Origin of the sequence: Gordonia effusa NBRC 100432 (assembly GCF_000241305.1) — a bacterium.
Lineage (GTDB): Bacteria > Actinomycetota > Actinomycetes > Mycobacteriales > Mycobacteriaceae > Gordonia > Gordonia effusa.
In genome coordinates this window covers 1-15,062 of the sequence record NZ_BAEH01000115.1, presented here as the reverse complement: position 1 = coordinate 15,062, position 15,062 = coordinate 1, and the positions used below count along the sequence as shown (strand labels likewise).

The window sequence follows — 15,062 nt, the reverse complement described above, 5'->3', positions numbered from 1 at the left end:
TCAGCACCCCGCCCCGGCCATCGGTACACAGAAGTCCGAAGCCAACACTAGATTTCCCTGATCGATCTTGATCGAGCCGTCCGGAGCCACCATGCCTTCGAGCTTCTTAATCAGATCTCGTCCCTGATTGATCATCGGCGTGAATCGCGTGAGCAACGGCCCGAACTCCCGCCCGATCGAATCGATCTGACGAACGAGTGGATCGATGCCATCTCGGTACGAGAGAAACAGACCCTGCACTTTTGCCAGAATCCCGTCCAGGCCAAAGACGGCTGCATTCAAGCGACGACCGAAGTTGTCATATTCGCTGATGAAGAGGCTGAGATTGCGTGCTGTGGCGGTTAGAACATCGCCGTTGGCATTGACAGTCTTGGAATAGTCCGCCGCCAAGTTCAGCATGGCGCCAAACTCGTCCTGCTTCTTGTTCAGGTTCGTCAGCATCGACGACACCTGGGTCAGATTCTTACGCAGCGCACCCGGATTAGACGCGAACCCGTCATTGAGTTGAACCAGCGTCTCGCGCAGCGGTGACGCGTCGATTTTGCTGATTTTCGGCTGCGCCAACTGGAAAACCTCGGTTAGGGAGTAGGGCACCGATGTCCGCGTTACCGGGATCGACCTGTCCCCGAGCTCTTGGTCGCCAACGGAGGTTATGTCGATATAGTTGCCACCCACGACCGTCAGCATCTTGACATCCGCCGACGATTCACTGCCGATGAACGTCCCGCGATCAACGGACATGGTGACTTCGACATGATCGCCGGCCAGTTTCACACCCGAAACCGCGCCGACGGGGATTCCGGCAACGCGTACGTTATCGCCGGTCCGAATCTGGCCCGCTTCGGCGAAGTTGGCCTTGACCTCACCCTTTCCCGGTGTCAGGAAATAGAGACCCGCGGTGAGTAAGCCGAGAACGGCGAGCACTATCACCGCTGAGATGCCCCACCTCGCGTCGACTCGCTTGCGCTGGGCAGCGGTCTGAGCTGGCGGATCGACCAGTCTGGTCAAGACTGTCCGCGGCATCGCGAGCATTCGTCGAGCTAACGCTTGCACAATGTCACCTGCGTTTCACGAACGAAGATCGCGACCTTCGGCGGGATGGTCGCACGACCTCGGGAACAGGTAAACGAACTCGGTTGAGTACCCGCCGTGGGAAGAATTCCGTTGAGCGCGGAGAGTATCCCCGGTGTCAGCGCGAGGATTCCGACAGCCGTCCTCGCGAACGGCATGATCTGCCCGATTATCGCGTCGAGATCCGGCGTGCGATTGTCGCGGAATCCGAGTGAACCGAGGAATCGGTCGACACTAATAAGCGTCGCACCGGAAAAATCGGCGATATGTCGTAGTTCGGGTAAGCGTTCGGCCAGTACCGTCGCCAAATCGGACAGATAGCCGACGATGGGTGTCACCACGCCCGAGCGGCCGGTCAGAGATGTCGACAACCTCTGCAGATTGTTGACCAAAACATTGACGACGGCGGATCGATCATCGACGACACTGAGTACCTTGTTCAACGAATTGAGCACCCGCCCGAAACCAGACCCGTCACCTTCGACTAGCGCGAGCATGCTCTGCGAAAAGTGATTGATGTCGTCTGGACTCATGACAGCGAAGATCGGTGCGAGGCCGTGGAATATCTCGGTGATGTCGAAGGACGGAATCGTCGATGCGACGCCGAACGTCGAGCCAGCCGCGAGCGGTCGTCCGGTGGACGCCTTCTGTTGCAGGTCGAGATAACGAATACCAGTGAGGTTCAGGTAGCGGATCGCGATTTTAGAGTCGCCATATAGGTGCTGATCAGTGGTGACGGAGAAAGTAACCGCCGCCAGGCTTGTGCCATCACGGCGAATTGGGTCAACTGCCGTCACCTTCCCGACGCGAACGCCGAGCGACCGAACATCATTGCCCACCCGCAACCCGGACACATTGCTGAATTCGGCACGATAGGTGACCGAATCACCGTCGGTTGGCCGGTTAATCGCATTGGCGATGAAGGCTCCCCCGCCCACGGCGACGAGCGCGAATATCAACAGATAGATACTCGAGCGCAACAGTGTATTCATCAGCGTCCCCCGGCCGTAAGTGACTGGAGCGCCGCGCTGATCCCCGGGATTCCTTTGAGCACGACGTCGACGTTCAGCACCGGCGTGCCCCCGGGCCCGGCCGGCAATGCCCCGCGTATCCGTTCGATGAGCATCGCAATCTCCAACCCGTTGCGATGTGAGTCGGGAAAGGTCTGCTGAATTCTCGTGACAATCTGTCGGAGGGCAGGCACCAACGGCATGACCTGACCGAAATTCTCGCCCAGAAGATCGTCGATCTGTGGCAGGGTCACCGCACCCGCCAGACCGAATGCGTTATTCGCGTTGTCGACATAGCCGGGGCGCTGTGGACCTCGCCAATCCATCAACTTCTTGAGGCCGGGAATTAGTCCGGTGACGGTGGTGTTCAATTCGCGCAGCACGTTCGCTAGCCGCGGCAATGTGGCAGCTGTCGATAATTTCTGGGTGTCGGCGATATCGGTCGCCAGTCGACTGACCGTACCCATGACGGGTAGTAAACCCAACGTCGCCTTATTGGCGGTCGCGAGAATGTCGCCGACATAGGGAGTCAACGCCTTCGTATTCAGGTCGCTCAGGCTGCGCAACAGTGTCGTCAGGGTGGAGTCGACCGGTGTGTCGGGGTAAAAATCAGAATTGTTTGATAACGGATCACCGCCGGGTTGCGCGGTGAGTATTACGGCGCTGATTCCAAACAGATTTTTGGGCGCATACGCGACTTGTAGCGCGGTCGTAAGGACGTCCGGTCGGTCACGATAGCTGGGTAAGAGTGTCAGTCCGACGACAAAACTATTGCCATCCGCACGTACCGACGACACCGATCCGATCTCGTCGCCATGGAGAACCACGCTGGTCCCGGTATCGATACCACCGGCGAGGACATCGGTATGCATCGAAATACGCATAGCGTCGTCGGGAAGCGCCGCTGAGATGAATATCGCCGAGACGATGACGACAACAGCCGCGACCACGGCGACTACCGCTCGAATCGCAAAGGTGCGAGGGGACGCGGACATACCCGGGGTTCGAAAGTCGGTCATTCGATCACCCCCGGAAGACAAACGGTGAATTGATGCCCCAGAACGCAACAGTGAGGATCAGGTCCAGGCCAACCACCGCCACGAGACTGGCGCGAATCGCACGGCCGGATGCGACGCCGACTCCCTCGGGGCCACCGTGGGCGAAAAAGCCCTTGTAGCAATGAATGATGATCACCGCCACAACGAAGATGACCACTTTCAGCGTCGCGAAAACAAGGTCGGGGAAGTTGACGAACTGCTGGAAATAGTGTTGGTATGCGCCAGCCGATTCACCCCGAACCCGAACCACTATTGAACTACTGAGGTAGCTGGCGATAATCGCGATCAGGAAGGTCGGGATAGTCGTCAAAATGCCGGCGACGACACGAGTGGAGACCACGAACGAAATCGAGTGCACGCCAACGACTTCGAGCGCGTCGATCTCCTCGCTGATACGCATCGAGCCGATCTCCGCCGTCATCCGGCAGCCGGCCTGCACCGCGAATCCAAGTGCCGCCAGAAGCGGCGCGAATTCACGGGTGATGGCGAATGATGAGACAGAGCCGGCCACTGATCCCAGCCCGAGCATGTTCAGGGTCCCGTGCGCGACGATCGCGACGGTGGCGCCCGCCGCCAAGCCGAGGACCGCCATTACCAGTGCCGTTCCGCCGCCGACGATGACCGCACCACGTCCCCATGTCAGATCGGTGACCGTGCGTATCGTCTGGCCCCGAAATCGCCAGATGGCCTGCGGGGCGTAACGGAAACTGAGATAGACAAATGAGAGAAAGTGCCCGAGGTAGGCAAATGATCGCTCCGTACCGCGCCATCCGCGGACTACCCACGCAAAGCCGCGCGGGGCGTATCCAGCAGGAACACCCACTTGCCTTTCACACCTCCTCGAGCCCCGAGATCCGCACTCGAGTCATCGAGCTTCCAATTCACAGAGCGCCACTATCCGCGTAGCAGCATCATATGAGTTGCGATAGAGTGATGCAAGTTACACCTGGATAGATGTTAGGCCGTCCTACGATGCCCCCGCGCATGAAACGTCAACTGAGGACCAAGCAAGGTCACACTGGCCGACGCAGAGACCCGATCGGAGCGGTATTCACCACGTCACACTCACCGCGAGGACCAAACCGACACACGGTAGCATCCACGTACTAACGTCATGCGCCTGTTGAGGCATCGCCAGACTAAGGCTCGGAGGAGGGTTCGATGGCACGTCGAAAAGTGTTGACTCGCGCCGAGAGTCAGGCCATCACGCGCGAGACTCTGGTCGACGCGGCGGAGTCTCTGTTGCTCCTCAACGGCTACCACGCCACCTCGATCGCCGCGATCGCGAACGAGGCCGGACGCACGATCGGCGCTGTCTATAGCAACTACTCGAGTAAAGAAGAGCTTTGCCTCGAAGTCCTCCGCCGCCGCACCTCCGACGAGATTACCCATGCCCTGGTCGCGCTCGCCGCTGCCGACGACGACGTTGATGCGCGATTCGAGGCCGTATCCCTCTGGTGGCGCCAGCTGTCACGGGACACTCCGTTGCTACTGCTGGCGGCCGAGTACGGGCTGACTGTCCTCCGCGACCCCGACCAACGCATGAAAACTGTCGAACTGGTTAACAACACGCTGGCCTCGGTTCGCGTGTTAGTAGAAGACCACTTGCCGCCCGAAGCGGCGCGAGCGAATATCGCAACCCTCGACCGAGCGGCGCGCGCCATCACCGCGACCGGCACCGGCCTCGCGGTGATGCGAGTGATGGGCACCGTCGGCGAGGATGACTCGGCGAACATCTTGATCGACACCATGAAGATGTGGATGCATCGCGTCGTCGACGTCACACGCCAAGCCGTGTGACGTCGGGCTGTCGACTCTGGCGACGTCGAGAACCGTGCGCTATCGCCTGAGGACAGACCGACACAGACAAAGTGCTCGCGAGATCTCTGGAACGCGAATAATTCGTAGCGAGCAGCCGAACACCAATACGCCCACCGCAGAGCCTACGACGAATAGAGCAGTTCGACCGGCGAATCCTGTTGTACCGATGGATGATTGACTGACCGCTGCCATAGCTCCAACCGCTACGCTCGCGGCTATCGCAGTGACTAGCATTGCGCGCCAAGCGGTTCCGACGACACTTCGATATCCCAGTAGGCCGTACCGTCGCCGTAAAACGACGTGACCGACGGCCGCTCCCACCACGTACGACACCGAACCACTAACGCACAGAACAACTACCGTCGGTATCGCCGGAGTTACCGTGGTGCCGATGTAGATCACCGCGACCTTGATCGCCACCATCAGAATGTTGATCAGCGCGGGGCTTCGCGTGTCGTCCGCGCAATAGCACGCGCGCATCTGAAGCATTACCAGCGCGAGCGCGGGTAGCCCAAATACGCTCGCAGCCACCGCTTGTCCAATTAGGTCGGCGTCGTGCACATCTACTCGGCCACCGAAAATCAACACTGACGCGACAGGCGCGAACACCGCGAAAGCGCCAGCCGCCGGAATCAAGAGAGCTACCAGATAACGCCCTCCGAGGCGAAGTTCGGCGCGAACGCGGCCCAGATCAGCCGCCGAGATCGCATACGCCATTCGCGGCGTGAGGACGGTCAGGATGGACACTGCGACAACGCCGTAGGGAAGCTGGATCAAGAGGTCGGCGTAGGTGTAAGTAGAAACGCTCCCGTGGTCGAAGGCGGCGTGAGTGACCATAGCGACACCCACTTGGGAGGCGACCACGTACACCATTAGCCAGCCCATCAAACCCACGCCGACACGAATCGGACGCATGGTGTACGGCAGTAGACGAACGCGCCAACGCCATCGAAACCCGGTGCGCCGCAGGATAATTACGCACCACGCGGCCTGCCCGATGATACCCAGGGTGGTTCCCGCTCCGAGCACAATGACCTGCGCCAGCGAGATATTCGTTGGCGAGATTGCGGCTGGCCCGGGAAGAGTGACAAACATGCCAAGAGTGACGATGACAATCATATTGTTGACCACTGGCGCCCAGGACGGTGCGCCAAAACGTCCCCGAACGTTGAGAACGGCGGTGACCAACGCCGCTACCGCGTAGAAGAACACCTGCGGCAGAAAGCAATACGCCCACAGCCGCGTCAAATCCTGTTGTGCGCCAGACTCAACGAAGAATCTGGCCAGCCAGGGAGCGGCGCCAACGACAGCCGCGGTCACAACGGCGGATACGACTACGGACGCGGTGAGGAATCGCTGCACGAACTCGTCGTCGACCGCCCGCCTACGCAGTCTGGACCTGGCTAGAACCGGGACTACGACGCTGGAAAGCACGCCGCCAAGGAGTAGCGAGTAGACCATATTCGGAAAGACGTTGGCGCCGTTGTAGGCGTCGGCTACGGCGGTGACGCCGAGAACCGCCGCGAGCAGCGCTGTACGCACAAAGCCCGTCACCCGCGACACCAGAGTGGCGACCGCCACGCGCCCACCGGATGCGGCTAGAGCGTTCGTAGCAGTCACTCGACGAGTGTGACACCCGAGGCTGATGGAACGCTTAGCTCGCGGGGAGGTTCGGAGCGAGGAGGCGCAGGGACCGCGTTAATCGCAGTCGCGGTCGCCGTGTGGGGATTCAGTTTCGGCGGTGCGCCCGCCCTATTGCAGACATCGTTGGCCGACCGGGCCGGTGAGCACACCGACGCCGCACAATCGGTGTTCGTCACAGTCTTCAACGCGGCCGTTGCGGGCGGCAGTATCGCCGGCGGCGCCATCCTCGCCACGAAGTCGGTGCGTCAGCGTTGGCGTGGGCCGCGTTTGGTCTCACGATGGCGGCGGGAACGGTTGTGTTGCTTTGTCGTCGGGCGTTTCCGGCAGGGCATCGGCATTGATGAGTTGGGATCACGTAGCCCCGCAAGCCCCACCACTGCTCCGCCACCAGGACTCGAACCTAGAATGCCTGAACCAAAATCAGGAGTGTTGCCGATTACACCATGGCGGATTACTGCGCAGATGATTGTGCCACACGCTGACCATCGAACGCATACCAACTTCCGACCCACCGTCGCAGAGCGGAATCAGCGTTCGAATTTGCTTGCAGATCAGTCATTATCGTGTATAATCGAATATATCTTCGATCGAAGGAGGGGTGATGGAGTCGACGTCGGAACGGGCGGTAGGGGCATCGAATCTCCCCGAATCACCGATAGGCCTGGCCCGACTCCTCGAAGCGGTCACGGATCAATTGTCCACCGTATGTCTGACAGAAATGACCGACGAAGCAAGCGTCGAAGTAGTCAAAATCGTTGAGCGAGCCCGCAACAAGAGCATCGTCGTATCGGCACGAACCGCGTTGGAAGTATCCGACCGCGACGCCTTTCGTGCCGACGGCTTCTACAACCTGTACCCATTCTTGTGTCAAGGATTGCGGCTAGGCACCGCCGAAACACGACGGCGGATGACGCAGCTCCGATCGTTGGCCTCATTGACCAGCGCGCAGGGTGAACAACTCGCGCCAAAGCTGCCCTCTACCGCAGCCGCGGTCACCGACGGCGCACTCACCGCCGACCACGTCGCGGTAATCGCCACGGTGATGACCAAAATTCCCAGCGCCATCACACCCGACGTCGTGGCTCGCGCCGAGGAAACCCTGGCCGAAGTGGCACGCGAGCTGACCCCGCATGACACAGCCCGCGCCGGTGACCGCATCGTCGCACACCTCGACCCCGATGGTCAGGCCACCGACGATGCCGACCGTCGACGCCGACGCGGGCTCACTCTCGCGCAACAGGACACACAGTTGATGTCGTCGCTGCGCGGCACTCTGACGCCCGAACTGCGTGCCAAACTCGACGCGATCTTGACTCGCTGGGCCGCGCCCGGCATGAATAACCCTGACGATCCGAACTCGCCGTCGGGATCGGGCGACACCGTCGACGCCGCCCAACTCGATGACGCACGCGATCGCGACCTCCGCTCGCAGTCCCAGCGCAACCACGACGCACTCGTCGCCCTGTGCGACTTTGTCATTGGCAACAGGGGGCTAGGCCAGCCCGACCGACTGCCAGCGGAAATCGTCATCACCACCACCCTGAGTGAGCTCGCGACTCACGCCGGCTTCGGGTTCACCAGCACCGGCACCCACCTCCCGATCGGCGATCTGCTCAATCTCGCCGCCGATGCCTCGACGCACCTGGCCGTATTCAAGGATCACACCGCCGAAATCCTCTACCTTGCCCGTGGCAAACGCTTCGCCAACAAAGCCCAACGCCTGGCACTCTTCGCCCGCGACCGTGGCTGCACCGCTCCCGGTTGCGACGTCCCCTTCGCTCGTACCGAGGCCCACCACATGCCCGACTGGGCCGACGGCGGCCCTACCGATATCGACCACCTCGGCGCCGCCTGCGGGAAACACAACCGCAGCGTCGGAAACCAGCCCGGACGGTGGACCACCACAATCACGGCGAACGGACGCGTCGGCTGGCGCCCCAACGGCAAGCCTGATCAGCCGTATCGCGTCAACTCCGCGCATCACGCGTACCTCAACATCACCCGGCCACCCAAGCCCGATAAACCTGACAGACCTACGGCGCGGGCCAAACATCATTCCGTCGTCGAAGCGCGCCTGACCGTCGCCGATATTTCACGCTTGCAACCAATTACCGACATCATCATCGGGAGGCAATTGGTGCCGTGACAGAAAATAGAAAGGCCCGGCCATGCGATGACGCGTGGCCGGGCCTTTCTGGAATCAAACCCTCGACTAGTCCTTCGGGCCACCGGCCACATAGACCACCTGACCCGACACGAATCCGGCCCCCTCGCTCGCGAAGAACGACGCGGTGTGCGCGATATCTTCCGGCGCCCCAACACGATTCACCGGAATCTGCGCGGCGCTGAACTTCTTGAACTCCTCGAACTCCACGCCCATCCGAGCCGCCGTCGCGGCGGTCATCTCGGTCTCGATGAAGCCGGGAGCGATCGCATTCGCGGTCACACCGAACTTGCCCAGCTCGATCGCGAGTGTCTTGGTGAATCCCTGCATGCCGGCCTTGGCTGCCGAGTAATTGGCCTGGCCGCGGTTACCCAACGCCGACGTCGACGAGAGGTTGACGATACGACCCCAGCCGGCATCGACCATATGCTTCTGACACGCCTTGCTCATCAAGAACGCACCGCGCAGATGCACACCCATGACCGCGTCCCAGTCGTCGACGCTCATCTTGAACAGCATGTTGTCGCGGATGATCCCCGCGTTGTTGATCAGGACGGTCGGCCCACCGAGTTCAGCGGCGACCTTCTCCACCGCTGCGGCGACGGACGCTTCGTCAGACACGTCGGCTCCGACGGCGATCGCCTTGCCGCCCGCGCCGGTAATCGCGGCGACGGTGTCTGCGCATGATTCGGCGCTCAGGTCCAACACGGCGACAGCCAAACCGTCGGCGGAGAGACGCTTGGCCACGGCTGCGCCGATTCCTCGCGCGGCGCCGGTGACGATGGCAACTTTCTGTGCGGTCATCTCGTTCAAATCCTCGTTTCGAGTTCGGTCACGATGAGTGATTAAGTCCCCAGTCGTTCTTAGCACTCGCTCAGATCACTCGGTATCGGCAGGTCGGGTTACTCGCAAGTTGGGTTGTGCCCGACGACCTGCGTAGGATCGCCACCGGCGCATGTGCCCACAAGGCCGCACGCCACCCAGCGCAACCACAACTTTCCGCGGAGGTCATTGATGACGACGGGGCAGGGCAACCACGACGACCGCTCCACACCATCGGCAACCGCCGTGATCGTGCTTGCCGCCGGCGCGGGTACCCGAATGAAATCGAAGACACCCAAAATCCTGCACGAAATCGCTGGTCGCTCGCTCGTCGGCCATTCTCTGCACGGCGCGAACGGCATCTCGCCCGCACATCTGGTCGCAGTGGTCAGTCACGAACGTGAACGAGTTACCGCGGCCATCGGCGACATCGCGACCGAACTCGGCCGCGACATTCTCATCGCCGATCAGGACCTTCCTCGCGGCACGGGCGACGCGGCACGCGTCGGCCTCACCGCACTCCCCGACGACTTCGACGGCACGGTCCTCGTCACGGTCGCCGACGCCCCTCTACTCGACGGCCCAACGCTGACCGCACTGCTCGCCGCCCACACCACCGCTCCGACCGCCGCCGTCACGCTCACCAGTTTCACCGCCGACGACCCGACCGGCTATGGCCGCATCGTCCGCGACGACGACACCGCAGACGTGCAAGCGATCGTCGAGCATAAGGACGCCACCGAACTGCAACGTGCGATTACCGAGGTCAACGCCGGTATTTACGCCTTCGACGCCGCGCTGCTGCGCGATGCGCTCACCCAGATCTCCACCGACAACGTGCAGGGCGAGTTCTATCTCACCGACGTCGTGGAGATCGCGCGCAAAGCCAACCGTCCGGTGCGGGCCTTCAGCGTCGCCGACCCGGCCGTTGTCGCCGGGTGCAACGATCGCGCTCAACTCGCCGACCTCGGCGCCGAACTCAACCGGCGCATCATCCGACGTCACCAACTCGCCGGAGTCACCATCGTCGATCCGACGTCAACCTGGATCGACGTCGACGTCACGATTGCCGAGGACGTCCGCATCGAACCCGGCACCCAACTCTATGGCCGCACAGCCATCGCGACGGACGCGACAGTCGGCCCCGACACCACACTCACCGACGTCACGATTGGTGAAGGCGCGTCGGTCATCCGTACCCACGGCAGTTCCGCGATCATCGGCGATGGCGCGACCGTCGGTCCGTTCGCCTACCTCCGCCCGGGGACCGACCTGGGCGCAGGCGGTAAGATCGGCACGTTCGTCGAGACGAAGAACGCGCAGATCGGGGCTTCGACCAAGATTCCGCACCTGACCTACGTCGGGGACGCGATCATCGGCGAGCACAGCAACGTCGGGGCGTCGAGCGTGTTCGTCAACTACGACGGCGTGCACAAGCATCAAACCGTGATCGGCTCGCATTGCCGGACCGGCTCGGACAATATGTTCGTCGCGCCGGTAACCATCGGCGACGGTGCCTACACCGGCGCCGGGACCGTCGTGCGGCAGGATGTCCCACCGGGCGCCCTGGCAGTCTCGGGCGGACCACAACGCAATATCGAAGATTGGGTGACGCGCAAGCGGCCCGACACGGCAGCCGCGGCAGCGGCCAAAGCCGCTCAGCAAGAACAGAATTAACCGCTCGAAAATCTCAGCCCGCTCGACACCAGATTGAGGAAAGATGACCTGGACCACCGACAACCAGAAGAACCTGATGCTGTTCTCTGGCCGCGCACATCCCGAGTTGGCCGACGCCGTCGCCGACCAACTGGGCGTCAAGGTCACCCCGCAGACAGCGCGTGACTTCGCCAACGGCGAGATCTTCGTCCGGTTCGAGGAGTCGGTTCGCGGCTCGGACGCGTTCGTTCTGCAGAGCCATCCAGCGCCGCTCAACAAGTGGCTGATGGAACAGCTCATCATGATCGATGCGCTCAAACGCGGTTCCGCCAAGCGCATCACGGCGATCCTGCCGTTCTACCCCTATGCCCGCCAGGACAAGAAGCACCGTGGCCGCGAGCCCATCTCGGCTCGCCTCGTCGCCGACCTCCTCAAGACCGCGGGTGCCGACCGCATCATCACCGTCGACTTGCACACCGACCAGATCCAGGGCTTCTTCGACGGACCGGTCGACCACATGCACGCGCAGGGCCAGCTCGCCGACTATGTCCGTGAGCACTACGGCACCGACAACATCTGCGTGGTCTCCCCCGACTCCGGCCGCGTCCGCGTCGCCGAGAAATGGGCCGACGCCCTCAACGGCGCTCCGCTGGCATTCATCCACAAGACCCGCGATCCGCTGGTTCCCAACCAGGTCAAGTCCAACCGCGTGGTCGGTGAAGTCGAAGGTCTCACCTGTGTCCTCATCGACGACATGATCGACACCGGCGGCACCATCGCCGGCGCGGTGAAAGTCCTCAAAGATGCCGGCGCTGGCGAGGTCATCATCGCCACCACACACGGCGTGTTCTCCGACCCGGCTGCCGAACGGCTCGCCAACAGCGGCGCGAAGGAAGTCATCGCGACCGACACCCTGCCGATTCCGACCGAGAAGCGCTTCTCGAACCTGACGGTCCTGTCCATCGCCCCACTGCTCGCGCAGACCATCCGCGAGGTATTCGAAAACGGTTCGGTCACAAGCCTTTTCGACGGCAACGCCTAACTCATCGCTACGCGAGCGGCCCGCACCTTTGGTGCGGGCCGCTTTTGTTTTATGTTCTCCGGCGAGAGCGAATGAGCACTGTGCCAATGATCGCCAGCGTCACCAGGGCCAGCGCCCCGACGCTGGCCAACGCGATGGTTTTACCTTTCGATTCGGGGATACCTGGCAGCTCATGTACCTGTGTCTGCGGCAGCGGCTCGAAACGTTTGCCGGCCAACGCGAGAATCGGTTCCCGACTGATGTTGTCGCACAAACTGGCCTCCCAAAAAGGGTGCTCGTCGGTCCCTCGATCATCGTCGTTGTCCACGACGATGATCCGCTCACTCCCCAACTTCATCGGCAGACCACATGAGGCACTCTCCGGTGCGGTCGCGATTGTGATTCGATTACCGACCGCTTGCTTATAGCTGTACGCGACGTTGATGGTGTAGTACGTCTCGTTGTCGTCAGTCTCGGTTTCCTCGACTGGCGTACCCACTACGATCGCGCCGGCACCGCTCACCACCTCTGCCGCCGACCTCCCGACACAACTGCACGCGCACGCGGTTCCGGCGCCCACGCCACTCGCGCCGACGAAGACAACGATTACCGCCCCGAGAAACGCCACCCACCTCGCCATCCCCCGACCCTACCGCGCCCGGCACGTAAACTCTCCGATCGTGGACGCAACCATTTATCACAATCCCCGCTGCTCAACGTCGCGTAAGACTCTTGATCACCTGCGCGACGCCGGCATCGAGCCGACGGTCGTCAAATACCTCGACGAGGGTTGGACCCGCGACCAACTCGTGCGGCTATTCGCCGACGCCGGACTGACCGCGGCGCAAGCAGCGCGCAAGCGCGAACCGCTCTACAAGGAATTGAATCTCTCCGAGGCGTCGGAGGACGAGATCATCGACGCAATGGTGGCCAACCCGGTCCTCGTAGAACGCCCGTTCGTGGTAACCACGAAGGGTGCCCGGCTGGCTCGTCCCATCGACACCGTCGACGAAGTCCTATAGCTCGCTGGAACTGTCAGGGATGTAGCGGCGGCAACACCTTTGGCACCGCGAGCGCGACGACGCCGCGCACCAGCGCCTTAGTGCAATCGAAAATGTCGAAGTAGTCCCGCCACACCACAATTCGTCCCTCCCGAACCTCGAACCGACCGCAGACCCAGAATTGCAGGCGCAATCGGCCGATCGTGAGTTCGTCGATCCGCTCGGTCAGAACGACATCATCGTCGGCTGCCGAGTTGAGCATCCGATAGTCGAAATGCAGCCAACTCGTGTTCAGGTTGCGCATAACCGCGCTGAACCGCTTCTTTCCCCGAACGGTCGGGAACCCGACATTGGTGTAAACGATGCCGTCGTCAACGGCGCCCAAGGCGTCATTGACGTCGAGGCCGGCGAGCCGATCCAGAAAATGTTTGGTGACAAGTTCGAGGGGTGCGATTGAAGTCATAGACTTCACGCTAGCTCCTCGTCACCAGGAGAGCGCGAATTGCCCGCACACCGGCTCATCGACTATTCTGGCCTGCGTTGTCTCGGCGAGGGTGAACCACCAGGTCACCGTTATCGGCGCGGCTCAGAATTCGACACGCACGTCGCGCGTGAACGCCTACTGATCTGCCTCCCTCGCTGTGGACCGACCACCAGTCACACGAGGAGAACACATCATGGCAACCCCCCAGCTCGCCGTCACCACCCGCACCGAAACCGGTAAGGGTGCTGCCCGCCGCGCACGTCGCGCCGGCAATGTCCCCGCCGTCCTCTACGGCCACGGCACCGAACCCGAGCACCTCTACCTCCCCAACCACGACTTCGCGGCGATCCTGCGTAACAGCGGCACCAACGTCGTCATCGAGCTCTCGATCGAGGGTCGCAGCCAGCTTGCGCTCACCAAGCAGATCGACGTTCACCCAATCCGCAACTTCATCCAGCACGCCGACCTGCTGATCGTTAAGCGCGGCGAGAAGATCACCGTCGAGATCCCGGTCGTCGTCGAGGGCGAACCTCTGAGCGGCACGCTGGTCACCCAGGATGCCAGCTACATCGAGATCGAGGCCGACGCACTGTCGATCCCCGAGCAGGTCACCGTGTCGGTTGAGGGCGCCGCGGCCGGCACCTCGATCCACGCCGCTGAACTGACCCTGCCCGAGGGCGTCTCGCTGATCGCCGATCCGGAGACCCTGATCGTCGCTGTCAACGAGGCCCAGGCCGCTGACGAAGGCGACACCGAAGAAGCCGAAGCTGACGAAGCCGAGGCCGAGGGCGACGCCGCAGAGTAGTCGACTCGCAACTTATGAAACTGATTGTCGGACTTGGCAATCCAGGTTCACGCTACGAGCGGACCAGGCATAACGTCGGCGCGATGGTCGCCGACGCCCTGGTCCGCTCGGCGGCCCAGAAATACAAGGTGCACAAGAAATCTGGCGCCGACGTCGCCACGGTGACCATCGCCGGGCAATCGGTTCTAGTCGCCCGCAACCGTACCTATATGAACGAGGCCGGCAACCAGATCGGCCCGCTGGCCAAGTTCTATTCCATCGCGCCCGTTGACGTGATCGTCGTGCATGACGAACTCGACATCGACTTTGGCCTCGTGCGGCTCAAACAGGGTGGCGGCGAAGGCGGCCATAACGGTCTTCGCTCGATATCAACCGTCCTGGGCACCCGCGACTATCAGCGGATCCGGTTGGGTATCGGCCGCCCTCCCGGCCGACAAGATCCAGCCGACTTTGTGTTGAAACCCTTCCCGCCAGCGGCAAAAGCCGAGGTCGAACTGCTGATCGC

Annotated in this window: 15 protein-coding genes and 1 tRNA gene; 7 read left to right on the top strand and 9 right to left on the bottom strand. The window is 61.9% G+C overall.

The window, feature by feature from the left end:
• The 4 genes from GOEFS_RS19685 to GOEFS_RS19670 are packed head-to-tail and all read right to left on the bottom strand — an operon-like array spanning position 1 to position 3,962.
• The gene (locus GOEFS_RS19685) at positions 1 to 1,053 is read right to left on the bottom strand and encodes an MCE family protein (RefSeq protein ID WP_007319710.1); all 1,053 of its coding nucleotides are present in this window, start codon (positions 1,051 to 1,053) and stop codon (positions 1 to 3) included.
• Positions 1,041 to 2,063, bottom strand: a complete 1,023-nt coding sequence (locus GOEFS_RS19680) for an MlaD family protein (RefSeq protein WP_007319709.1) — start codon at positions 2,061 to 2,063, stop codon at positions 1,041 to 1,043. The genes GOEFS_RS19685 and GOEFS_RS19680 overlap by 13 nt, the downstream gene beginning before the upstream one ends.
• Entirely contained in the window at positions 2,063 to 3,100 is a 1,038-nt protein-coding gene (locus GOEFS_RS19675; protein ID WP_007319708.1) for an MlaD family protein, read from the bottom strand. The genes GOEFS_RS19680 and GOEFS_RS19675 overlap by 1 nt, the downstream gene beginning before the upstream one ends.
• A 4-nt stretch (positions 3,101 to 3,104) precedes the next feature.
• Positions 3,105 to 3,962, bottom strand: a complete 858-nt coding sequence (locus GOEFS_RS19670; protein WP_007319707.1) for an MlaE family ABC transporter permease — start codon at positions 3,960 to 3,962, stop codon at positions 3,105 to 3,107.
• A gap of 338 nt (positions 3,963 to 4,300) precedes the next feature.
• Here GOEFS_RS19670 and GOEFS_RS19665 point away from each other — a divergent pair, with 338 nt between their 5' ends.
• Entirely contained in the window at positions 4,301 to 4,939 is a 639-nt protein-coding gene (locus GOEFS_RS19665) for a TetR/AcrR family transcriptional regulator (protein ID WP_007319706.1), read from the top strand.
• A gap of 39 nt (positions 4,940 to 4,978) precedes the next feature.
• On the opposite strand, the gene murJ is transcribed toward GOEFS_RS19665, so the two are convergent.
• Together murJ and GOEFS_RS19655 are read right to left on the bottom strand one after the other, a co-directional pair.
• The gene (gene murJ, locus GOEFS_RS19660) at positions 4,979 to 6,580 is read right to left on the bottom strand and encodes a murein biosynthesis integral membrane protein MurJ (protein ID WP_040525690.1); all 1,602 of its coding nucleotides are present in this window, start codon (positions 6,578 to 6,580) and stop codon (positions 4,979 to 4,981) included.
• A 403-nt stretch (positions 6,581 to 6,983) separates the two neighbouring features.
• A tRNA-Gln gene (locus GOEFS_RS19655) sits at positions 6,984 to 7,055 on the bottom strand.
• Between the two features lie 150 nt (positions 7,056 to 7,205).
• On the opposite strand from GOEFS_RS19655, the gene GOEFS_RS19650 reads away from it, so the two are divergent.
• A complete protein-coding gene (locus GOEFS_RS19650; protein WP_007319704.1) occupies positions 7,206 to 8,750 on the top strand; it encodes an HNH endonuclease signature motif containing protein in 1,545 nt (514 codons plus the stop codon).
• Between the two features lie 66 nt (positions 8,751 to 8,816).
• Here the strand turns inward: GOEFS_RS19650 and GOEFS_RS19645 are convergent, their stop codons facing one another.
• The gene (locus GOEFS_RS19645) at positions 8,817 to 9,572 is read right to left on the bottom strand and encodes an SDR family oxidoreductase (RefSeq protein WP_007319703.1); all 756 of its coding nucleotides are present in this window, start codon (positions 9,570 to 9,572) and stop codon (positions 8,817 to 8,819) included.
• A gap of 210 nt (positions 9,573 to 9,782) precedes the next feature.
• Here GOEFS_RS19645 and glmU point away from each other — a divergent pair, with 210 nt between their 5' ends.
• Both glmU and GOEFS_RS19635 read left to right on the top strand, forming a co-directional pair.
• Positions 9,783 to 11,267, top strand: a complete 1,485-nt coding sequence (glmU, locus tag GOEFS_RS19640) for a bifunctional UDP-N-acetylglucosamine diphosphorylase/glucosamine-1-phosphate N-acetyltransferase GlmU (protein WP_007319702.1) — start codon at positions 9,783 to 9,785, stop codon at positions 11,265 to 11,267.
• Between the two features lie 43 nt (positions 11,268 to 11,310).
• On the top strand, positions 11,311 to 12,288 hold the full coding sequence (locus GOEFS_RS19635; protein WP_007319701.1) for a ribose-phosphate diphosphokinase: 978 nt from the start codon (positions 11,311 to 11,313) through the stop codon (positions 12,286 to 12,288).
• Positions 12,289 to 12,337: 49 nt separating this feature from the next.
• Here the strand turns inward: GOEFS_RS19635 and GOEFS_RS19630 are convergent, their stop codons facing one another.
• Positions 12,338 to 12,907 carry a hypothetical protein gene (locus GOEFS_RS19630; RefSeq protein WP_040525688.1) on the bottom strand — a complete coding sequence of 190 codons (570 nt, stop codon included), beginning with the start codon at positions 12,905 to 12,907 and terminating at the stop codon, positions 12,338 to 12,340.
• 40 nt (positions 12,908 to 12,947) lie between these two features.
• Here GOEFS_RS19630 and arsC point away from each other — a divergent pair, with 40 nt between their 5' ends.
• Entirely contained in the window at positions 12,948 to 13,289 is a 342-nt protein-coding gene (arsC, locus tag GOEFS_RS19625) for an arsenate reductase (glutaredoxin) (protein ID WP_007319699.1), read from the top strand.
• A 13-nt stretch (positions 13,290 to 13,302) separates the two neighbouring features.
• Here the strand turns inward: arsC and GOEFS_RS19620 are convergent, their stop codons facing one another.
• A complete protein-coding gene (locus GOEFS_RS19620; protein ID WP_040525686.1) occupies positions 13,303 to 13,731 on the bottom strand; it encodes a limonene-1,2-epoxide hydrolase family protein in 429 nt (142 codons plus the stop codon).
• A gap of 214 nt (positions 13,732 to 13,945) precedes the next feature.
• On the opposite strand from GOEFS_RS19620, the gene GOEFS_RS19615 reads away from it, so the two are divergent.
• A complete protein-coding gene (locus GOEFS_RS19615) occupies positions 13,946 to 14,557 on the top strand; it encodes a 50S ribosomal protein L25/general stress protein Ctc (protein ID WP_007319697.1) in 612 nt (203 codons plus the stop codon).
• Between the two features lie 14 nt (positions 14,558 to 14,571).
• Positions 14,572 to 15,062 (top strand): aminoacyl-tRNA hydrolase (gene pth, locus GOEFS_RS19610; protein ID WP_007319696.1); only part of this gene is annotated, 491 nt, incomplete at its 3' end.